Annotated in this window: 5 protein-coding genes; 1 reads left to right on the top strand and 4 read right to left on the bottom strand. The window is 33.0% G+C overall.

The genetic code is table 11. The features are described 5' to 3' along the window. The 4 genes from ACKVOV_RS08945 to ACKVOV_RS08930 form a co-directional block, all read right to left on the bottom strand. Positions 1 to 317: AAA family ATPase (locus ACKVOV_RS08945; protein ID WP_409206420.1), on the bottom strand; the 317-nt coding region annotated here is incomplete at its 3' end. Between the two features lie 192 nt (positions 318 to 509). Further along, a complete protein-coding gene (locus ACKVOV_RS08940; RefSeq protein WP_409206419.1) occupies positions 510 to 1,391 on the bottom strand; it encodes a hypothetical protein in 882 nt (293 codons plus the stop codon). Between the two features lie 16 nt (positions 1,392 to 1,407). Then, entirely contained in the window at positions 1,408 to 2,955 is a 1,548-nt protein-coding gene (locus tag ACKVOV_RS08935) for a DUF1566 domain-containing protein (protein WP_409206418.1), read from the bottom strand. Positions 2,956 to 2,967: 12 nt separating this feature from the next. Beyond that, positions 2,968 to 3,438 (bottom strand): T9SS type A sorting domain-containing protein, encoded by a 471-nt coding sequence (locus ACKVOV_RS08930; protein ID WP_409206417.1) that lies wholly within the window; start codon positions 3,436 to 3,438, stop codon positions 2,968 to 2,970. Positions 3,439 to 3,573: 135 nt separating this feature from the next. Here ACKVOV_RS08930 and ACKVOV_RS08925 point away from each other — a divergent pair. Beyond that, the coding region (locus tag ACKVOV_RS08925) for a hypothetical protein (RefSeq protein WP_409206416.1) at positions 3,574 to 4,205 on the top strand (632 nt) is incomplete at its 3' end.

Here is a 4,205-nt window from a genome sequence, read left to right as displayed (position 1 = left end):
ATCTCATCGATAAACAAAATTGGGTTTTTAGCTGTAAATAATCCACCACTTTGTTTGGCTTTTTCAATCACGTCTCGAATATCTTTCACACCGGAATTTATGGCGCTCAAGATATAAAACGGACGTTTACTTTCTTGTGCAATAATTTGAGCCAAAGTCGTTTTTCCCGTGCCAGGTGGTCCCCAAAAAATTAGCGACGGAATAATTCCTTTCGCAATTTGATGCGTCAAAGAGCCATTTTCGCCAACTAAATGCGACTGACTAATATAATCTTGTAAATTTTGCGGACGAATTCGCTCTGCTAACGGTGCTTCCATGGTGTAAAAATAATATTTTTTATTTGAAGCTATTCCTGCTCTTCACTATATCTTTCCCTTTTTAAAGAAAAAAGGAAAAGGATACCGTTTCGATCAGGGCTAGTTTTGCATAAAAAAGACTTTTTTATTTTATACCAATAAAAAATCCCCAACACTTTCAATAATGTTGGGGATTTTTTCAAAAAAAAGTTTTTATTGATAATATTCAACAACTAAAAAAGTGTTATTTATCGAACCCCAACCTAAACCATAATCAACTCCATTATTTTGATAAACTTTCATCTGAATAGTATCTCCAGCTGTAACATCTAGCAAAGGCGATGAAAAATTCCAACCGTTAAATAATAAAAAATCTTGATTTGTAGATATCCGTTCAGAGGACCAACCGTAATTATTTCCGTTCAAAGTAATTGCAACATTTGCCTTGTGATGAACTGTTGAGGTATTTAAATTGAACATTTGAAAAGAGATCCGAGACGTTATTCTAATTTTTGAAACCCCAGAAGGAATAGTAATTGTTTGACCATCTGTACTCAAAGAAGAAGCATAATCAATAAATGGAGTAAACCAAGTAAGAGTTGTTAATGTATTATTGTTTATCATTGGTGTTCCAGACGATCCAACATCGGTTTGTAGTTTTCCTAAATATTTTAAGCCCGCATTTAAGGAATATAAAGCATACGGTACACTCAAAAATTCGCTTGTTCCTACAATAGAATAGCTTGTTCCTCCTGAAGGGTCAGTTTCAGTTTTAATAAAATAAGGGCCATTTGCCCAATTTATTGTTGCAAAAGTTCCAGAAACAACACTTCCTGTTCCTATCTCAAGTGTTGCTAAACCATTGATGTTGGTGGTTGGAGTTTGTGTTTCGGAATACACAATTGTTCCAGACGATGAACCTTGCAAAATACTAATTTGCATTCCCACTGTACTATTGGCAATAAGATTGTTACTAGCATTTCTAATTACCGCTTGATAACTCATTTTTTGTGGTGACTGAGCATTTGTATTTAGAATAAAGAAGAAAGAAAACAGGAAAAATACTGTTTTGCTGATGTTTTTTATTGATTTCATATTATATTTATTGTTATTAAAAAGAACGAACAGGTCTAAAAGGAAAATCACTTCCTTTGTAATATGTCCCTTGAGCACTATTAAACATTTGAAAATACCAAGCTTGTGTATTAGAAGATTCAGATGATGTCCAATATGCCATGTCTTGAAATCCTAATACCGCTTTGTTTGGATATATTAACAACATCTCTTCTTTACTCGGCAAATACCAGTCATCATAGCCACCACTAACCAAATCGTAACATACTTTTGCAGCTGTTACTGCGCTGCACCCTGCTATAATAGTATTTGTGTTTGTTGCTCCAGAATTAGAAACGGCTCCAGTTACAGTTCCTTCACAACCCCAAGGTGCCGAAAAGGTGTTAGAAATTGGCCCCGCAATAAGTCCATGTTGTCCAGAAGCATCAATATAGGCAATGTTTCCACCCATGTAATTCTGACCAATTGTTAGTACCGGAGGACAAGGCCCCCAAGTAGGTTTTCCGTTGCAAAAAGTAAGTGTTTGATCTTGAACGCCTGGAGGGACTGTTAGCCAAGTCGTTCCGTTCCAATAAAGCATTTGTCCAGCAGCCGTTCCTACTGGAATGGTGTTGTTCTGCCAAGAGGCATTACCTATCGCATCTGATGTTAATATTTTCCCTGTTCCTGAGCCTGAAGTCATTTGAAACAATGAAGTTTTTGTTTTACCTGTAACATCTAATTCTTCGGTAGGTGTTGAATTATTTACACCTACTTTTCCTGAGCTGGCTAAAATTGTAAGACCAACTGAACCTGCTGCTTGTAATCGTAAATTTCCTGCATCGTTTCTTAAAGTTGCTGTATTCATACCACCATCAGTATTTCGAGTGGTAGAATTTAAAAATAAATGTGCACCATTGACTCCATTATTGACTAAGCTTAAAACCGAAAAAGCATTGGTGCCATTACTAGTATTAGACATCAATGTACCAAGTCCGTTATTTACATCTCCGTTTATATGTAACTTTAATAGTGGATTATTTGTTCCAATACCTACATTATCACCATTATTAAAAAGATTACTATTGTTGGTTACCCAAGAAGTTCCATTCCAAAAAGTTGTATTTCCTGCAGTTGTTCCGTTTGGTAAAATACCTGGAACACCTTGAATTCCTTGTGGACCAGGCGTTCCGTTTAATGAGTATAAAGCATAAGGAACACTCAAAAACTCGCTTGTTCCTACAATAGAATAGCTTGTTCCTCCTGAAGGGTCTGTTTCGGTTTTGATGAAATATGGCCCATTTGCCCAGTTTATAGTCGCAAAAGTTCCTGAAATCAGAGTACCTGTCCCAATTTCTAGTGTTACTAAACCATTAATATTTGTGGTTGGTGTTTGTGTTTCTACATAAACGATAGTTCCAGATGCTGAACCTTGTAGGATGCTAATTTGCATACCCACAGTACTATTGGCAACAAGATTGTTACTTGCATTTCTAATAACGGCTTGGTAGCTCATTTTTTGTGGAGACTGAGCATTTGCGGTTAGAAAAAAGAAGAAAAAAGAAAGAAAAAATACTATCTTATCGATGTTTTTTATTGGTTTCATAATTTAAAGGATTTAATTCTTAATAATTTTAAACGTTTTTATAGTTTTGTTTTCACTTTCAACTTTAAGGATATAAGTGGACGATGGTAAATTTTCTAAATCAATAAATGTGTTAGTACTTTGTACTTTTCTTGATTGAATCTGTCTTCCATTGGTATCAAACAATTCAATTTTTAAATCATTTAAACTCAAATCTTCTACTTTTAGAGTAATATTTGAAATAGTTGGATTAGGATAAACTGACATCGAAAGTTTAATTTCTGGAAAATTATTTACTCCAAGTGTAAAAATTTCGTAAGCTTGTTGAACACCTTGCGTCATAGAACCAGTTGAACCAGTTTGTGTCATATAGGCAACTTGTCCAATAGAATAACTTGTAGAACCACCTACTCCTATACCGTTTCCGCCAGAGGAAGTTGTCGCTTGTTGCGCTATTGAAGAAATGCTCATCGATATAACAAAAATAAATAGTGTTTTTTTCATTTCATTTTGTATTAATATTAGATTGCAAATTTGTATCAATAAGAAACAAAATCATATAAGGGCTACCCCTTGTTTTTTTAGAACCATTTGTCTTTGATTATTTAAAAATTACTTTTGTATTGAAATTTATAATTTATGAACAGAAATATTTTTTTGATTAATTTTCTAATTGCCATATTTTTATTGGTTTCATGTAAAAAAGAAAATCATAAAAATGATTTGTACGTTAAGCCCAATGAAGAGAGATTAGATGCTACTTGCTTATGGCTGAAAGAAGGAAAAAATTATAAAAGTCCTGATTATTCAAAAAAATTTAATACTTATTATGACTCGAAAATTAAAACTGAAAATTTTAATGATGCAGCAAAAGCATTAGAAATTGTTGCAGAATTAAAAATTAGCAATCTTTCGTTTGATGAAGATTTTTCAAAAAAAATAAATGATTTTGCAGCAAATTATAAAGAAAAAATAGAAAAAAATAAAACTACTTTTTTGTACTCCTATATTGCAAATTATTATAGTGATAAGGGAGAATATCAAAAAGCAATTGATAATTACCTCAAAATAACATCTGTTAAAGCGAATGATTACTATAGTTATAACAATTTAGGAGATGCCTTTTATAATATCGGTTATTGCGATAATGCAATGGGAAAACAAGAGCTTGCTTTGCAAAACAATTATAAAGCGTTAGAGTGTTTTAAAAAAACGAACTATAATATAGGTCTTGGAAAGGTTTATGGAAATTTTGGAGGTATTTATATTTT

The organism is Flavobacterium sp., from assembly GCF_046153165.1.
Classification (GTDB): domain Bacteria; phylum Bacteroidota; class Bacteroidia; order Flavobacteriales; family Flavobacteriaceae; genus Flavobacterium.
This window is presented reverse-complemented; position numbering and strand designations above follow the sequence as displayed.

What these genes read in the sequence shown, in the direction of transcription:
- ACKVOV_RS08940 (WP_409206419.1), bottom strand. Translation starts at nt 1,391, where the DNA reads ATGAAATCAATAAAAAACATCAGCAAAACAGTATTTTTCCTGTTTTCT.
- ACKVOV_RS08935 (WP_409206418.1), bottom strand. Translation starts at nt 2,955, where the DNA reads ATGAAACCAATAAAAAACATCGATAAGATAGTATTTTTTCTTTCTTTT.
- ACKVOV_RS08930 (WP_409206417.1), bottom strand. Translation starts at nt 3,438, where the DNA reads ATGAAAAAAACACTATTTATTTTTGTTATATCGATGAGCATTTCTTCA.